A 12,523-nucleotide genomic window follows, 5' to 3' on the forward strand; every position below is an offset into this window, starting at 1 on the left:
AAAGAATGCTCCGGTAGAGGCGGCTTTGAACCATTTTTCGTCAATTCATAGTAAAGCGTTCAATCACAAGGGAAATTTCCTGCAGCTGGCCGTAATAGAGATCGTGATAACGTTTCAGCAATTCCAAACCAGCAGAAGAAGTCTGATAGCGTTTTTCGTTGGCTTCACCAGCATGGACGGATAAGTGTCCCAAGTTGGCATGTTTTTTCGCAAGCCGAGCGATATAATCGTAACCGATGGTTTTACCAGGGAACCGTTCATGAAACAGTTCGTGAATTTGAGTAGGTGTAAGTGCTGCTGATTTTGTTTCATGAAGTAAAAAGAGCATCACGGTATCTCCATTGCTAAACTTCCGGACTTTACCTATCCCGAACCCCCTTTCCAAACAAAAAACGACTATTCATCCAGCTGGACAAACGGTCGTTTGAAAAATTAATTTAATAAAAGCAATTGAATTCTTCTGCATTTTATACTAATTACTCAAATAATTAATAAGAATATAAATTTCATATTAGGGTAGAAGTAAAAAAGTAAAGTAAATTTTAAAAGAAAGAGGGGATTTCATGCAGGAGATAATCCTAATCCTGGTCATACAGCTCGTTTACGTGCCGTTAATGACATTACGAACAATTTTCTTAGTCAAAGATATGAGACTTCTTGCTTCAATTTTTGGTTTTTTAGAAGTTTTAATTAACGTATTTGCACTTTCTATCATTTTTAGTGGTGATCAGAACTTTATCGCAATGATTGTGTATGCACTCGGATTTAGTATTGGGATACCAATAGGAACAATGATTGAAAACAAACTGGCTATTGGTTTTGTCTCAGTTACAATCAATACGCAGCAAAAAAATCAGGAATTGATCGAAACATTAAGAAACAGCGGCTTTGCCATCACGACATCTGTCAGTGAAGGTCGTGACAGTGAACGTTATAAATATGAGATTTTGGCTAAACGAAACCGAGAAAAAGAATTATTCGCCCTTGTTGAATCGATTGAACCAAAGGCATTTATCATTTCATATGAGCCAAAATCATTCAAAGGCGGTTTCTTAGTCGATCGTATGCGTAAATTTAAACTTAGACGTTAAAATAAAAATGAGCTAGATTCAATGATTCTAGCTCATTTTTTATGCATCTTCAGTTTTAACCCTTCCTTAATTGCCCAATATTGATGGGCATGTAATAAGAGATCCCGGGCTTTACCTGTCTCAATCCATTTTATAAAGTGGTCGTCATCAATGGGATCTTGGATTTTATTTAATAATTGTGCGAAGTAGAAATAGCCATCATTAAGAATTGGCTCTTTTTTGGTTGAGAGAAAAAAGCACTTTGCGTTCCCTAAAAAAGAACCAATCACTACGTTATATCCTGTTTCTTCAAGTATTTCTCTTTCCAGACATTGCGAATGGTTTTCATGATCTTCAATCCCGCCACCTGGCAAAAAGTAATCCCCTCTTGTAGTTTGGACTGTTAAGACACGAGTCATTGTTGAATTAAAAATTACTGCATAAATCCCTTTTCTTATTTCATAATTAAGGCCATTTAATTTCTCTCCAAATACTTTCACTATTTTCACCTACTGCTAAAAGTATTGTTAGCATCCACTGCTATATATGTATTGCTATAAGGAAGCATATGAATTCTCTTTACATTCCATAGCATTTTAAATTCTTCAATCGGCACCTTTCGATTATAGTTCTGCTGTTTTTCTTCACAATTCACTAAATGACTTAATGACTCTGAAAGGTAAATATGCTCTTTGTCATAACCTACTACTGGAACAAAATGCAGATTTTTGAGATCCTTCTGTACTTTAATAAAAACAATTACGGGAGTTCCTTTACTGACTTCGTACTTTAATGTATCAATAGTTCCTTTATAATAATTTGTCTTAAATCCGTTATTTCTTAAAACAGTACGGATTCCTTTTGGATATACATTTCCAGCTTTTGTTTTATTGGGAAAATGCTTATATAACGCTTCTCCTTCAGCCTCCTTACCAAAGTGACGCAGCAGGTAAGCTGTTGAAAATGCCGCGCATTCCGTATCTTTTTGGAAATCGATTCGATTCTTTTGAGGAATCATGTAGGCAGTCGGAAAATCCTTTTTTCGTATAACCGGAATAGGTAAAGTCATTAAATAGTTGTTAATCGACACTGAGATAATTACCCATAAAGCAACTGTTTTAATTATAAACATGCTACTCCCCCAATATATGAAATCAACGTGTGTCTACTTTTCTTTTTTTACTATAATTCGTAATAACGTTTTCATTCTCTCTTCAAAATCTGAATGTCCCCAATAAAGCATTGCATTTTCAATACCTTTTTCACCTGCTAAACGTTTTACTAAAAGATAAGCAATATAATAACCAATCCGACTGTAGCCAAAAGTTTGGCCCCCATTAATCGAGAACCATTCTTTAAATATTTCTGCTGATGTACTTTGAATTAAATCTTTTTGAAAAGCATTGATAATGGTTGCTATATTTTTTTCACAGAATGAAAGCCACTCCGGATCACGTTTATATGCAAAATAAATATCTTGGTCTACATTTACTACTAAAGTTGATAAAAAAGTTGCGACACCCTCTTGCAATAGCCATGTCAACGGATTAGACCATTTAATATCTTTTGCTTCAATCCCATTATGTGTTGTGTAAAGATGATGGACTGCATGGCCAAACTCATGTGCAATTATTACATTTAGTCCTTCTTCATACGGTTCAAACTTTTCAACACAAAAAGCAATATGAGGGTCCATGGAACGATAAGCATAAGCATTAGAACCACCCAGACCAACAAAAATATAAACATCTTTTGAAAATATTATCGGAAACCGCTTTTCATATTCTTTTGTAATATGGGGTGTGAGCGATTTTAATTTCTTTGCAACCCAGTTCATTTGATCAATCATATTTGGATGCGTTTTTAAAGCATTTTCAAGTTTCAGTTCTTTATTGTGACAGTGATTTTCAAAATAATAACTAAAGATTTCTGGATGATGATTAAAGTAACTTTCGTAGTACTCTTTTGAAGGCTCGTATTGATTTAGAAATGGACTTGCTAGATTGTATATTTTCATGAAGATTTCTCCAATCATTTTTAATTATTACTTTCCATCAACGAAGTTACTCAAATTCAATTAAATCCCCAACCTTATATTCTTCTGTCACGATTTCTCCTATCTGGTCTATGCTTACTTCAAAAATAATTGTATTCAATGCCTCTCTCATTGATACTTCGTTTAATTCTTTAGAATAAAAGACAAATTCTTGCACATACGAGGCGACATTCTCACCTTCGTTATTTTGTTCACTTCCGCCTCCAAACCAATAACGGTCAGTAGCATCAAATGAATCGATCGCATCTTTCCAACTATCGCTAAATGAAAATTCCACTTTCTGTCCAGCTACATTGTCTACTTCCACGTTGAATGTAAATTTCCTGAAATCATCTATTTGAGGATTTTTTAACTCATGAGTTCCGACACTTTCAAATTCATCCTCTGTCAACTGTGAAATTGCGGCTTCAATTGTTGTAATAGGTTCATCTTTGTTACTGCAAGCAGTCGTGATGTGCAAAATGGAAAACAAACAGAATAAAAACAATAATTTTTTCATCCTTATCCCCCTTATAAATCTTGCGATAACCTAATCATATCGATGCACTGGATGCCATTCTCGTAAATTTCTTCTGAATAGTGCTTAATAAAATAGTTATGATCAACTGAAACGATTCTAAAATCGCATTTTTGATATAACGCTAATTGCCCAATACTTGAATTTCCCGTACCAATTTCAATCGTTTTATACCCCTGTGTTTTGGCTATACGAATCGCATGACTTACTAATAATTTTCCAATTCCTTTTCCCTGATGATCTTCAGCTACTGCTACATTGACAATTTCCACAGTTTGCGGTCTTGTCGGTAACAGGACATAGACACCAATAATTTTCTCTTTACTTACAGCTATAAAGCAATCGCCCTTTGCTATATAATATTCCACGATACTTCTTGAAGGGTCCGCCAGTAATAATAATTCCATTGGCACTTTTTCATGTTTTTCCAGCCTTTTAATCTCCACACTTATCCCCCTTTATTTCTCGGTTAGTTTTGTTTATCGCTATCCTTTTCTTCATTACTTAAGTTAGATTTTTCTTCCTCAATCATATACTTCTTTTTAATTAAAATTCCAAGTTCCGAATAATTAATCCCATGCTTGACTGCCAAAAATACAACAATGTAAAGCAAAAATCCTAAAAAGGCAAATGATAGTAAATCCATGTAATCCTCTCCTTATATTTTAAATTTTACCATAATTGTAGAGTCGAACCTGATAAAATCAAAAAACCAGATGGCTAAATTCCATCCGGTTCATTGTACTGTTTGCTATTAATTGCTAATTAGTTTTACTTTTTCACAGCTGGTGGGCCAAATTCACCTAGCTGTAAATCACGGAATGCTTCTCTGATTTCTTCTATTGTATTCATCACAAACGGGCCACCTAGAGCGACTTCTTCTCTAATTGGGACACCTGAATAAATCAAAACTTTAGATCGTGTTGATGCTTTAATTTTTAATTCGCTTGAATTTACTTCTGAGCCATCTTCGTTAAATGAAATCGTTGCTGCTCCCGTTTTCGTTATTTTTGTCTTGCTTTCCCCAAATTCCATCTCTCCTGCCAACATAAACAGGAATGAATTATGGTTTTCGGGTAAAACATGTGTGTATTCAGCACCTTCACGAAGAGTAATTTCTGTCATCGTAATCGGAACTAAACTTTGCATAGGTCCTGTTACACCTGCAATTTCCCCTGAATAAACTCGAACGAATCCGCCATCGATATTGACTACAGGTGCATCTTCAACAAAAATATTTTGATAAGACGTTTTTGTATGCTTTAAACTTTTCGGCAGATTTAGCCATAGCTGCAATGTATGAATCAAGTCGTCCTCGAACGCTTCTTCTGCATGTCTAGCTGCCCAACCGGCGTTCATATATTGGACATCCCCGGCATTTAAAATGCTGTAACCGCCAGCATTATCAATATGTTCTAGTCTGCCATCTACAACATATGTTACAGTTTGAAAACCACGGTGTGGGTGATCAGAGAAAACGCCACGCTTATACCAATCTTCTGCCATTAAAATAAAAGGATCGAATTCAGCGTTTCGATCAGGGTGAAGAATGAATCCTTGTTGCACATGAGGATATCCATTTTTATTGTACTCTGGGTACCAAAAACTTTTAATATCTCTTTGAAAGACTGCATTAGTTGCCAATTCTATTCCTCCCACCAAGGTTACTATGAAAATGTACTATTAAGTTGAAATCTTCCACTTAAAGTTTATCTCATTTTCTCAGCTAACTCTAAAATTATGCCTTCTGGTCCCTGAACAAAGCATAATTTATATATATTATTGTAGTTTTGAGTTTCGCTAATAATTTCCGCGCCTTTCTTTTTCAATTTAGCAACGACCGTTTCAATATCTTCAACGGCAAAGGCAATATGATTTTTTAAAGATTGCTGTATACTTTCTATCTCTGAGTCTGTATGAAACTTGACCAGCTCCAAATTTGCCTGGCCATCCGACATCCCTAAAAGGACAATGGTTGCTTTCACATCAGTAAACCCGATAATCCGCTCTGCCCATTTCCCATCCACTTCCCCTTCACCAAGTACTTCCAACCCAAATTCAATGAAAAACTCTTTAACCGCCGTAAGATCGTTTACTATGATACCTACATGATCTATTCTATGAATTGCCAAATTTAGCCCTCCCTTGGTCCTGTAACTTTCTATCTTATTAATACTGCTTAATCTTACTCTATTTACTTTTATCTTTCTTATCATGCCAAGATGTCGCTGGTCTTGAAAAAGGGTATCCATTTTTCTCCCGATATTGTTTCCGTTCATCCGTAAAATGCCACCAACTTTTTTCGCTGCCTGAATGGTTAGCATGATGTACGATACATCTTAACGAATCCTCTACACACGGGTCTTCCCAATAACCGAAGTGTTCCTCCAATCGATTAGTTAAATCAGCACCATTTTCGTTTTTCAATTCCTCTAAAGAATAATAACCCAATTCAGTAACCCATTGAGCCAACTTTGGCCCAATCGAAGGGATAGTTTGGAATTGAGCTAGTCCACGGAGGTATTTAGCACGTTCGGAAGTTGATTGTAAACATGCAGTTAATTGTGGTATATCCATAAGTGCGATCTCATTCAATTTCACTTTGCACTTTCTTAAATTTATTCTTTCTTCAGATGTTAAAGGAAGCTTTGGAGAGGACTTTTTCATATATATTCACCTAACTTATACTTAATTTATATTTCAATTAGTTATTTACTTACTTCTTCAATATAAAACAAAGGCAAGGCGAACTACTTATTTAATTCCGACTACAGGAATCCTTTTATAATCTGCCACCCAAATGCCTTCACGATACAAAACATCCTTTAAGTTCATTTCTACATTAGCGATTATGTGATCTTGTATTTGTTCGGGAATGCCATAAAATAACATACTGCCAAACATGCCACTCCAATTTCTCAAACCATTTTCACCATCTAAAGGCGTTGGTCGATCATATAGTTGGGCAAAAGTCACGTGGAATCCTGCCTCTTCCATCAGCTTTGAGTACTCTGCAATACTCGGATAATACCAGGGAAATTGTGCTTCTTTAAATTCGTAGCCTGCATTTTTTATTTGTTGATTAATTTCATCTGTAATTGTTTGTACATTGCCTTTTCCTCCAAATTCAGCAACCATTCTACCGCCGTGTTTTAAGCTTTGGTAAATACATTGCACAGCTTCTTTCGGCGAGTGCACCCAATGGAGGGTTGCGTTAGAAAATACCGCATTAAATTCATTTTGATAGGTTAATTTTGTAGCATCTCGAACGGTAAATGGTATGTGCGGGTATTTACTAGACGCTAGTTTCACCATATTTTCAGATTTGTCGATACCTACTACTTCCACGCCATACTCAAATAAAGTATTTGCTAAATCCCCTGTTCCACAACCAAGATCCAGTATTCGTTCTCCTTCCTTAGGAGCTAACAATTCCACCAAACTATTGCCATATTTTGAAACAAACGAGTGCTTACCATCGTATAAACTAGCATTCCATTGATGTTCTGTAACTTTTGAAGTACCCATATTATTCACTCAATTCTGTATAAATTTGTTAGTTCCATTATAATGGAAAATGCTGATATTGAATAACCGAAAATAAAAAGAGGATTTCACATTACATTGAAATCCCCCCATAATTAATCCATATTCTCTTGCAGTTTGACCATGTTATACCAGCTAACACCGCCATGCTGTGATTCAGAAATGCCGTGGTTTACAAAGCCGAGTTTTCCATAAAAAGAAACCAATTCCTGTTTACATGTTAACGTAATTCCTTGTCGTTCATTTTCTTTTACCAACTGCTCCATTTTATTGATTAAGATTCGAGCGATACCTAGATTCCTCGCCTTTTTAGAAACAGCTACTCCTAATATACTTTGGTATCCGCCTTTTTTAGGATTTTCTTTTATTTCTTCAAAAAGGTCATCCGTTATGTATAATTGAGGAATTACTGGACCGTTAATATAACCAACAATCACTCCATCTTTTTCAGCGACAATAAACGTATCCGTGATCAACTTAATTCTTTCCAGAAACGCTTCCCTTGTTGCAGCCTCTTCATTTGTAAAGCCTTCATTTTCAATGACTACCAGCTCTTCTAAATCTGACTTTTGCACATTTCTTAATGTAATCATGTTATTCCTAACTCCTTTCTATAGCCATTTACTTATTTTCTTCTAATTTCCTTTCGAGTGCAGCAACTTTCTTTAATACAAGACTTTTTCTTTTTAATCTCTTGCTTACTAAAATTAAAATCAGATTATAAATGCTGAAACAAACGATTGTAAAGATAGCCTTATTAGTCAAACTAATTGGTTCATATCCGCTATGGTAATTAATATGAACTTCATTCCCTTTATAGATGAACCAAATAGCAATAGATATGAGACAATATAAAACTATTAAGAAAATATAGTGACCGTAAAAAATAATTTTGTTATTGGAAGAACTTAATCGTGCGGTGTATAAAAAAAGACCTCCATAAACAAGCATCATGATAATGATTTCAGAGACCGCCATTTATGCCCTCCCTTAATCTCTGCAAGCTTTTTTAATTCTTTTGCTCGATTAATAATGAAGCTTTCCATATATCTGTACAAAAACAATTTGTCAGCAATTATGCCTAATGGACCAAATGGCGACTTATATTCAAATATATCGATCATTAAAGTGCCGTCTTTTTCTTCTACAAATTTATGAGTATGGGTAAATGATTTAAATGCGCCTTTCACCATTATGTCCACAAATATAGTTGGTTGTTGCATATGTATAACCTTTGCCGTCAGTTTTTGTTTAATTCCGAAGTGAGTAGCTTCCCAAGTAACGGAGTCACCTGCATTTAATAAGCCATTTGTTACCCCACCAACAGCCTTTTCCTTCGTTTTCGCCGTCGTCTTTATATGAATGTCGACGTTTCTGGCAAGGTCAAAACATACTTGTATAGGTGCATTTACAAACTGCTTGTGGATAATAATCGGCATCGAAATTCTCCTTAAAAACTTAATCATTTTTAATCTGCAATACCTTTTCCATGACTTCCTGTGGGGCACAATTAATTTACTGAACAGCTATATTACCAACATATTGAGGATTTCCTTTATCCGTTTCAATGTCAACAACGAGTATATACTTTCCTTTTTCTGTAGGTAAATTAAAGGTTTGATTCACAATAGACCGATTGTTGTCCAGAACGAAAAGAATAAGGCATCGCGCAACTTAGTTTCCTGGAATGCTTCTTGATTAATATATAATCGAAAAAAAATGACAATATAAAAATGATGAGCAGTAAAAAAAGCATCCTTTTGTGTTTAATTATTTTCCACTCCTCTTATTGCAAACTTCAATCAGCTAATAATTTCTTATCAAAATAGGTTAAGGATAAATGTTCATTTACTTTGATTTCCTTCGTAATCTGAAACCCATTCTTCTTATAAAAAGTAACTGCTGGCGTATTTTTGGATCCAGTTGCTACTATGAATGTCTTTTTATTGTACTTACCTTCAATAAAAGTTAACAGTTTCTGTGCGATTCCTTTACGGAAATGGTCCGGATGAACGATTAATCTATGTATGTCTACTTCATTATCGATAACTTTCACCGATATGGCCGCGCATAGTTCTTCTTTTATATAGTAGCCAAAGAAAGTTTCTCCGCATTGTTTTAAAGTATTTACTGTATCTTTCAATGGTGGGATATCATCATAACCGATAATTTCTGCTTCTACTTTATAAGATGGTATTTGAATCATTAATAGATCTTTCGCATTTTTTGTATTTCGAATGTCAAACTTCTTTATCATGGAACCGCCTCTCTCAACCATTTTAAACTTCCCCCTATTTTTCCAACATATAATATTTCTAGTTACTTTCCCAAGAATACAAGCAATCGTTAACTCTTCTGTAAAATCACGCTCAGTAAGTCTAAATAATACTTAAAATACAAAAAATAAGATATATGAAACTCCAATGGTTAATAGAATAAGTGAAACCAAATATTCTTTTGTATCCCTCAAATACACCCAATCCAAATAGAAATGAAAGCCAAAAGTAATCGTATAAAAATATAACCAAAACCACTTCATGGCGTTATCGTCCATAATATCTATAAAATAGAAACAACTGAAAGCAATGATTAAAAGTGTGACAAATCCTACTCTTTGTATATTTTTGCCACTCGTCTCTGAAACTTTCCCTCTCTCTTTCCCTACAATTAATCTGCCAATAATGAAATTAAGTATACTTAGGATTAACGCTAAAATAGATACTGAAACCTGCACTCATATCCCCCCAGTCAACCTAAAATTAAACATGACAGTACTAATTATAGGAAGTTAACTACAGGTTGTCATTTCCCCCAAGGCTGTTCGCCATATTTTTTTAGCATAACGACCTCACCATTATTATTTAATCTGTTATAAACATACTTAATCTTGTACTCATTAGTTTTATCTAACTCTATCTTCTTATAGAATTCCCTCGATAACGATAATTCATAATCATCAATTAACAAATAAAGGTCACCATTTTTTTTAATAATATTTTGTTCTTCGAGTTGATAATTACCATCAACAATTACATTAAGAACAGATGTAAAACCGAATATGTATAAAGCCCCAAAAGCAATTAAAATAAAGCTTATTAATAATTTACCTTGGTTCATGTAGCCACCTCCAGTCTTATTTATTTATACGAGTTAACAAACGCTAAAGTTTCAAAATTTTACCTTTTTATTTAAATCTCTAAGGGCTTTCCCTCATTCAATGTTATTAGTATTCTCATTACTAAACGTAACAGAGTTTTAAAATAAATTCCCCAGGTAATTTACATTAATAAAAAAGCGCTGCTCCATAGAGAAACGCGCTCTTCAAATGATTCTTAATAAATATTTTCTAAATCTAATTCTTTAACAATAGAAGTTACAAATGTTCTTAACGGATTCGTGATTGACCTGCCTGTCTTTGCTTCAACAAGCTGCGCTGCATCCACCATCGATAATTGAGCAACAGAAATTATTTTATCCTCGTAAATCAGTTGTTCTAACATCCTTGCTACTTCCTGATCGTATTCTTTTTTACGTCCTTGCATGATTAAGTCAAACATGTTGTTTAGAACAACAACCTCGATGTTTAACGATTTTTGATAGGTATCAGCAAAAAGTCTAAGACGTTCCATTGTTCCTTCAACGGTTGCCGCATTGGTAAAAAGTAAAGTATGAGGTTGCTGAATATTGCAGATGAAATCAAAGAACGGTTCATCCAATTTATAAATTGGAACTGAAATGGAAAGATGGTCTTCCTGTAAAATGGCAATATAGTTTGTACAAGTAATTAAAATAGCATCAATATTCGATTGGGCAACCCATTCCATTTGTTCTTTCACTTTTTGTTGCGCATCTACTTCATTGAAATTCTGATCTGAGGTTAGTCGATTCATTAATCCTGGATCAACAAAATGGACTAATTCAATGTTATATGGAGCAAGTGCATTTTCTATGTATTCAATATTTGTATAATGGGCGTGAAGACACCCTAATCTTTTTCTCAAATTCATTCCACCTGTAATTTATTTCTAATTATTCTATCAGTTTTTGAATACGGATGTCTATTTAAATAAAAAACAAAATCAGCTTGAAAATACCAAGCTGATTTCGCCATTAATTCCCCATTTGTTTTTCATTCACATAATCCAAAACGGCACGGGCCTTTAGAAATTCTTCTTGTGCACCTTCAGGAACCATCTCAATTGCGGGTGGTGATGAAACACCTAATTTCGCCATAACAGTTTCAAAGGTTAATAAAGCCTGAATATATTGCTCATATTCTTCCGCTGTTAAAATCTCTTTACTGGATGGTTGATTGTTTAATTTATCAAAGTAAGGTTGGATTTCATAAATGGCCGCTTTAATTTCCGCCAGTTTTTCTTCAGACACATTAGAATAATCGATATTTCCGTTTTTATCGCCAAATTCCAGTTTTGCATCTGTAATGACATAGAGGATTTCTTTAAACTGTTCGAATTGTTCTTTTCCCAAGTCACCTTTTGCTTGGGATAATTTTGCATCAAATAATAAATAACTTTTAATTGTGATATTTGCTATATGTTTTTTTACATTATCAAACGATCCATATAAATCATCTGCAAGTAACGATTGATACGCAAATGCCCCTGTTGGAACCATTAAACAGGCTGCCATAATCGTAATCGCTATACGTTTTTTCACAAAATGTTTCACTGTTCCCCCCATTTCTGACTTAGCTTCCTGAATACCTTTCTTACTCCTTTCATGAAGCTGAAATGGGATTTCAATATTCTCTATATCCTGTTTAAAATGATTCCCCATAGTTCTCTACCTCCTTTAAATTTTGGCGAAGTTTATTTAGAGCACGATATAAAATCGATTTTGCTGTTCCGAGCGGGATTTCAAGAATATCTGATATTTCCTTTAATGTACGGTCATTATAATACTTAAGTAAAATCACGCTTTTCTCATCTTCATGCAAAGTATCCATTAGTTCTCGTAAAGATAAAGAAATTGCAATATCTTCAACTTCTTCTCCTGTATGTACTTCAAATTGGGGAATTAGTTGAACCACTTTTTTATTTTTATTAATTACGGTCAAGGAACAATTGATCGTAATTTTCATAAGCCATGTCTTGAAATATTCTGGTTTATTTAAAGTGCTAATATTTTTGAATGACTGATAAGCTACTTCTTGTACGACGTCTAAAGCATCATTTTTATTTTTCACATAGACATAGGCCATTCGATAAATATCTGCTTCATATTTTTGGAAAAGCTCTAAATATGCTTTGTCATTTCCTTTTTGAGCTTTTTTTACTAAGCGTCCAATATTCATAGCAATTCCTCCCTTCATTT

21 protein-coding genes are annotated in these 12,523 nt (G+C 34.3%); 1 reads left to right on the plus strand and 20 read right to left on the minus strand.

Annotated features, from left to right (window positions below):
• Positions 1-40: 40 nt before the first annotated feature.
• The gene (locus tag MHB58_RS11425) at positions 41-328 is read right to left on the minus strand and encodes a hypothetical protein (RefSeq protein ID WP_340735255.1); all 288 of its coding nucleotides are present in this window, start codon (positions 326-328) and stop codon (positions 41-43) included.
• Positions 329-563: 235 nt separating this feature from the next.
• Between MHB58_RS11425 and MHB58_RS11430 the strand changes: the two genes are divergently transcribed.
• Complete coding sequence (locus MHB58_RS11430; RefSeq protein WP_008404026.1) at positions 564-1,091, plus strand: DUF2179 domain-containing protein; 528 nt, start codon at positions 564-566, stop codon at positions 1,089-1,091.
• A 32-nt stretch (positions 1,092-1,123) separates the two neighbouring features.
• Here the strand turns inward: MHB58_RS11430 and MHB58_RS11435 are convergent, their stop codons facing one another.
• The 19 genes from MHB58_RS11435 to MHB58_RS11525 all read right to left on the minus strand — a co-directional run bounded on the left by MHB58_RS11435 (position 1,124) and on the right by MHB58_RS11525 (position 12,503).
• Positions 1,124-1,570, minus strand: a complete 447-nt coding sequence (locus tag MHB58_RS11435) for an NUDIX hydrolase (protein ID WP_340735256.1) — start codon at positions 1,568-1,570, stop codon at positions 1,124-1,126.
• Between the two features lie 5 nt (positions 1,571-1,575).
• On the minus strand, positions 1,576-2,202 hold the full coding sequence (locus MHB58_RS11440) for a cysteine peptidase family C39 domain-containing protein (protein ID WP_340735257.1): 627 nt from the start codon (positions 2,200-2,202) through the stop codon (positions 1,576-1,578).
• Between the two features lie 33 nt (positions 2,203-2,235).
• Positions 2,236-3,087 carry a hypothetical protein gene (locus MHB58_RS11445; RefSeq protein ID WP_340735258.1) on the minus strand — a complete coding sequence of 284 codons (852 nt, stop codon included), beginning with the start codon at positions 3,085-3,087 and terminating at the stop codon, positions 2,236-2,238.
• Between the two features lie 46 nt (positions 3,088-3,133).
• Positions 3,134-3,625, minus strand: a complete 492-nt coding sequence (locus MHB58_RS11450) for a fructose-bisphosphate aldolase (RefSeq protein ID WP_340735259.1) — start codon at positions 3,623-3,625, stop codon at positions 3,134-3,136.
• A gap of 11 nt (positions 3,626-3,636) precedes the next feature.
• Positions 3,637-4,089 carry a GNAT family N-acetyltransferase gene (locus MHB58_RS11455; protein WP_340735260.1) on the minus strand — a complete coding sequence of 151 codons (453 nt, stop codon included), beginning with the start codon at positions 4,087-4,089 and terminating at the stop codon, positions 3,637-3,639.
• 23 nt (positions 4,090-4,112) lie between these two features.
• Positions 4,113-4,289 (minus strand): hypothetical protein, encoded by a 177-nt coding sequence (locus MHB58_RS11460; RefSeq protein ID WP_340735261.1) that lies wholly within the window; start codon positions 4,287-4,289, stop codon positions 4,113-4,115.
• 125 nt (positions 4,290-4,414) lie between these two features.
• Positions 4,415-5,287: a pirin family protein gene (locus tag MHB58_RS11465; RefSeq protein ID WP_340735262.1), complete on the minus strand. Its 873-nt coding sequence runs from the start codon at positions 5,285-5,287 to the stop codon at positions 4,415-4,417.
• Between the two features lie 65 nt (positions 5,288-5,352).
• Complete coding sequence (locus tag MHB58_RS11470) at positions 5,353-5,775, minus strand: VOC family protein (RefSeq protein WP_340735263.1); 423 nt, start codon at positions 5,773-5,775, stop codon at positions 5,353-5,355.
• Between the two features lie 58 nt (positions 5,776-5,833).
• A complete protein-coding gene (locus MHB58_RS11475; protein WP_340735264.1) occupies positions 5,834-6,310 on the minus strand; it encodes a helix-hairpin-helix domain-containing protein in 477 nt (158 codons plus the stop codon).
• An 87-nt stretch (positions 6,311-6,397) separates the two neighbouring features.
• The gene (locus MHB58_RS11480; RefSeq protein ID WP_340735265.1) at positions 6,398-7,171 is read right to left on the minus strand and encodes a class I SAM-dependent methyltransferase; all 774 of its coding nucleotides are present in this window, start codon (positions 7,169-7,171) and stop codon (positions 6,398-6,400) included.
• Between the two features lie 113 nt (positions 7,172-7,284).
• Positions 7,285-7,782: a GNAT family N-acetyltransferase gene (locus MHB58_RS11485; protein ID WP_340735266.1), complete on the minus strand. Its 498-nt coding sequence runs from the start codon at positions 7,780-7,782 to the stop codon at positions 7,285-7,287.
• Positions 7,783-7,810: 28 nt separating this feature from the next.
• Complete coding sequence (locus MHB58_RS11490; RefSeq protein WP_065215780.1) at positions 7,811-8,167, minus strand: peptide ABC transporter permease; 357 nt, start codon at positions 8,165-8,167, stop codon at positions 7,811-7,813.
• Positions 8,140-8,628, minus strand: coding sequence for an SRPBCC family protein (locus tag MHB58_RS11495; protein ID WP_014823571.1), 489 nt, complete (start codon positions 8,626-8,628; stop codon positions 8,140-8,142). Before MHB58_RS11495 ends, MHB58_RS11490 begins: the two co-directional genes overlap by 28 nt.
• A gap of 359 nt (positions 8,629-8,987) precedes the next feature.
• Positions 8,988-9,467, minus strand: a complete 480-nt coding sequence (locus tag MHB58_RS11500) for a GNAT family N-acetyltransferase (RefSeq protein WP_014823570.1) — start codon at positions 9,465-9,467, stop codon at positions 8,988-8,990.
• A gap of 111 nt (positions 9,468-9,578) precedes the next feature.
• The gene (locus MHB58_RS11505) at positions 9,579-9,923 is read right to left on the minus strand and encodes a DUF4181 domain-containing protein (protein ID WP_340735267.1); all 345 of its coding nucleotides are present in this window, start codon (positions 9,921-9,923) and stop codon (positions 9,579-9,581) included.
• A gap of 68 nt (positions 9,924-9,991) precedes the next feature.
• The gene (locus MHB58_RS11510) at positions 9,992-10,306 is read right to left on the minus strand and encodes a hypothetical protein (RefSeq protein WP_340735268.1); all 315 of its coding nucleotides are present in this window, start codon (positions 10,304-10,306) and stop codon (positions 9,992-9,994) included.
• Between the two features lie 215 nt (positions 10,307-10,521).
• Entirely contained in the window at positions 10,522-11,196 is a 675-nt protein-coding gene (locus MHB58_RS11515; protein ID WP_340735269.1) for a hypothetical protein, read from the minus strand.
• 103 nt (positions 11,197-11,299) lie between these two features.
• Positions 11,300-11,986: a DUF3600 domain-containing protein gene (locus MHB58_RS11520; RefSeq protein WP_340735270.1), complete on the minus strand. Its 687-nt coding sequence runs from the start codon at positions 11,984-11,986 to the stop codon at positions 11,300-11,302.
• Complete coding sequence (locus MHB58_RS11525; RefSeq protein ID WP_339262178.1) at positions 11,970-12,503, minus strand: sigma-70 family RNA polymerase sigma factor; 534 nt, start codon at positions 12,501-12,503, stop codon at positions 11,970-11,972. The genes MHB58_RS11520 and MHB58_RS11525 overlap by 17 nt, the downstream gene beginning before the upstream one ends.
• Between the last annotated feature and the right edge of the window lie 20 nt (positions 12,504-12,523).

Origin of the sequence: Solibacillus sp. FSL K6-1554, from assembly GCF_038005185.1 — a bacterium.
GTDB classification, from domain to species: domain Bacteria; phylum Bacillota; class Bacilli; order Bacillales_A; family Planococcaceae; genus Solibacillus; species Solibacillus silvestris.

Bases quoted from the DNA above. Each gene is read 5' to 3' on its own strand.
- MHB58_RS11425 (WP_340735255.1), bottom strand. From the start codon at position 328: ATGCTCTTTTTACTTCATGAAACAAAATCAGCAGCACTTACACCTACT.
- MHB58_RS11430 (WP_008404026.1), top strand. From the start codon at position 564: ATGCAGGAGATAATCCTAATCCTGGTCATACAGCTCGTTTACGTGCCG.
- MHB58_RS11440 (WP_340735257.1), bottom strand. From the start codon at position 2,202: ATGTTTATAATTAAAACAGTTGCTTTATGGGTAATTATCTCAGTGTCG.
- MHB58_RS11445 (WP_340735258.1), bottom strand. From the start codon at position 3,087: ATGAAAATATACAATCTAGCAAGTCCATTTCTAAATCAATACGAGCCT.
- MHB58_RS11450 (WP_340735259.1), bottom strand. From the start codon at position 3,625: ATGAAAAAATTATTGTTTTTATTCTGTTTGTTTTCCATTTTGCACATC.
- MHB58_RS11460 (WP_340735261.1), bottom strand. From the start codon at position 4,289: ATGGATTTACTATCATTTGCCTTTTTAGGATTTTTGCTTTACATTGTT.
- MHB58_RS11475 (WP_340735264.1), bottom strand. From the start codon at position 6,310: ATGAAAAAGTCCTCTCCAAAGCTTCCTTTAACATCTGAAGAAAGAATA.
- MHB58_RS11480 (WP_340735265.1), bottom strand. From the start codon at position 7,171: ATGGGTACTTCAAAAGTTACAGAACATCAATGGAATGCTAGTTTATAC.
- MHB58_RS11485 (WP_340735266.1), bottom strand. From the start codon at position 7,782: ATGATTACATTAAGAAATGTGCAAAAGTCAGATTTAGAAGAGCTGGTA.
- MHB58_RS11490 (WP_065215780.1), bottom strand. From the start codon at position 8,167: ATGGCGGTCTCTGAAATCATTATCATGATGCTTGTTTATGGAGGTCTT.
- MHB58_RS11495 (WP_014823571.1), bottom strand. From the start codon at position 8,628: ATGCCGATTATTATCCACAAGCAGTTTGTAAATGCACCTATACAAGTA.
- MHB58_RS11500 (WP_014823570.1), bottom strand. From the start codon at position 9,467: ATGGTTGAGAGAGGCGGTTCCATGATAAAGAAGTTTGACATTCGAAAT.
- MHB58_RS11510 (WP_340735268.1), bottom strand. From the start codon at position 10,306: ATGAACCAAGGTAAATTATTAATAAGCTTTATTTTAATTGCTTTTGGG.
- MHB58_RS11515 (WP_340735269.1), bottom strand. From the start codon at position 11,196: ATGAATTTGAGAAAAAGATTAGGGTGTCTTCACGCCCATTATACAAAT.
- MHB58_RS11520 (WP_340735270.1), bottom strand. From the start codon at position 11,986: ATGGGGAATCATTTTAAACAGGATATAGAGAATATTGAAATCCCATTT.
- MHB58_RS11525 (WP_339262178.1), bottom strand. From the start codon at position 12,503: ATGAATATTGGACGCTTAGTAAAAAAAGCTCAAAAAGGAAATGACAAA.